Annotated in this window: 3 protein-coding genes; all 3 read left to right on the top strand. The window is 42.8% G+C overall.

Going from position 1 to position 2,147, the window contains the following annotated elements; genetic code table 11:
• A partial coding sequence (locus F6K53_RS38110; RefSeq protein ID WP_293084929.1) for an AMP-binding protein occupies nucleotides 1-1,215 on the top strand: 1,215 nt, incomplete at its 5' end.
• The gene (locus F6K53_RS38105) at nucleotides 1,212-1,349 is read left to right on the top strand and encodes a hypothetical protein (RefSeq protein ID WP_293065099.1); all 138 of its coding nucleotides are present in this window, start codon (nucleotides 1,212-1,214) and stop codon (nucleotides 1,347-1,349) included. The genes F6K53_RS38110 and F6K53_RS38105, both read left to right, overlap by 4 nt.
• Nucleotides 1,350-1,659: 310 nt before the next feature.
• On the top strand, nucleotides 1,660-2,147 hold a 488-nt coding region (locus tag F6K53_RS38100), incomplete at its 3' end, for a glycine betaine ABC transporter substrate-binding protein (RefSeq protein WP_293084926.1).

The following is a 2,147-nucleotide window of genomic DNA, read 5'->3' as shown; positions in this document are numbered from 1 at the left end:
AATGCTCAACTTTTGTGTCTAGACACTGAGTGGGAATCAATAGCTACACAGAAGACAGACAACCCAAATACAGCAACAACAGGTACCAATCTTGCCTATATCTTCAATGAAACTTTAGTAGAACATCAGGCTGTGGCTCAACGTTTACAATGGCTACAAGAAACCTTAAAGATAACTAATCAAGATATTTTACTGCATAAAACCTCTCTGACTCAAGATGTAGCTCTTCTAGAAATAGGTTTACCTCTAATCAGTGGTGGTAGTGTAGTTATAGCTGCAAATAACCAGCCTACAGAATTACAGGAATTAATCGGTAAGCACAAAGTCACCATAGTTCACCTGTATCCGTCAGAACTACCCACCTGGTTAAATACAACTAATCAGGCAGCATCTTTGAAGAGTTGGCGATCGCTCCTGAGCAGTGGAGAAATCTTATCAACAGAAATAGCCAACGAATTTCTCCAAAACTACCCAGTTTCATTACACAACTTCTACAGTCTCCCAGAAGCAGCAGGAGAAGTTACCCACTGGCAATGGCTAGAAGAACCTCCTAGAGAAAACGTACCCGTAGGCAACCCTGGTCGGTTATCAGTTTATGTACTAGACCAACACCAAGACCCTGTCCCCACAGGAGTACCAGGAGAAATCTATATTGGAGGTTCTAGTTTAGCCAGAGGTTATCTGCATCAACAGCAACAGACATCACAGAAATTTATAGAACACCCCCAATTAGGTAAACTATTCCAAACAGGAGACATAGGTCGTTATCACAACCAAGGTTATCTAGAAATAGTCGGCGCTAAACAACGGCACATATGGATTCAAGGGAAGCGAATAGAACTAGCAGACATAGAAACTGCCCTGTTATCAGTTGCCGGAGTAGAACAAGCTTATGTATTAGCTCATCAAACATTCCTAGTAGCTTATGTTGTGGTGGCGGGAGTTTGGAACCCCCAACAATTAGACTCCCAAATTCAACAACAGTTACCTCCATACATGATGCCAGGAGCTTATGTTCCTGTATCAAGTTTACCTTTGACTCACGAAGGAAAAGTAGACGAAGTAGCCTTAGCCCATTTCCCAGTAACTGACAATGAGACGGAGCGTAAAATTGCTCAGAAGCGATTGAGGGATTCCCACGTGTATATATCGCCACTAGGAGAACACAGCCATGAAGAAGAATCAAGAGTACCAAAAATGGCTCTTGGACAGTGACTAAAAAAATGCCCCATCTGAGCAAACCTCAAGCAGTGGTTTTAGCGATGGGTCGTTTTGGCATTGTGATGACCGGCTCGTGCGGACTGACCACAGTGGCGTTGCTGATTCTGGGTATGGTTTCGCCCCCCTAGCCCCCCAATTCTGGGCTTTAATAAAACCAGATGATCGCGCATTCATTCCTTAATTCAGCAACGCCGTAGAGTGGGCATCCTGCCCGCTGCGCGAATCAATAGCAGTAGAGTGGGCATCCTGCCCGCTGCGCGAATCAATAGCAGTAGAGTGGGCATCCTGCCCGCCCGAAAATGAAACAGGCATTTTGCCCATTCCACCAACATGCCCATTCCACCCTATGGTCAGTAGTCGGGATTGCACCTTACAAGAATTTCATGGAAAATCTAGTTGTAACATCCCGATAGCACTTGATCAAATAGAATCAAATAAATGACCATCAGGAAAATTAATAAATTTATTTGTGCTATCTTAGCAGCAGCTTTATGCCTCAGTTTAATCGCCTGTGGAGCACAGACCCCAAATGGGAGTCAATCCACAGCAGGTAAAAGAGTAAAGGTCAGTTCTGCATCCTCCGTTTCCACCTATGCCTTATTTGTTTCCGAAATCATCAATATTGCTTTGGAACAAGTTGGTTATAAACCTGCAGCAATCAAACAACTTAGTATTCCCCTGGCACACATTTCTGTCAGGAATGGAGACATAGATTTTTACAGTGTTCATTGGCAAAATATACACAAAAAATTCTTTTTACAAAACGGTGGTGACCAAAAATTAGAAAAGGTGGGAGTACTTATTGCTGATGGTTTGCAAAGCTATCAGATAGATAAAAAAACTGCTGAACAATACAAAATCAATAATTTGGAACAACTAAAAGACCCCAAGATTGCCAAACTTTTTGACTCTGATGGAGATGGCAA

Source organism: Moorena sp. SIO4A1, from assembly GCF_010672065.1.
GTDB lineage: Bacteria > Cyanobacteriota > Cyanobacteriia > Cyanobacteriales > Coleofasciculaceae > Moorena.
This window is presented reverse-complemented; position numbering and strand designations above follow the sequence as displayed.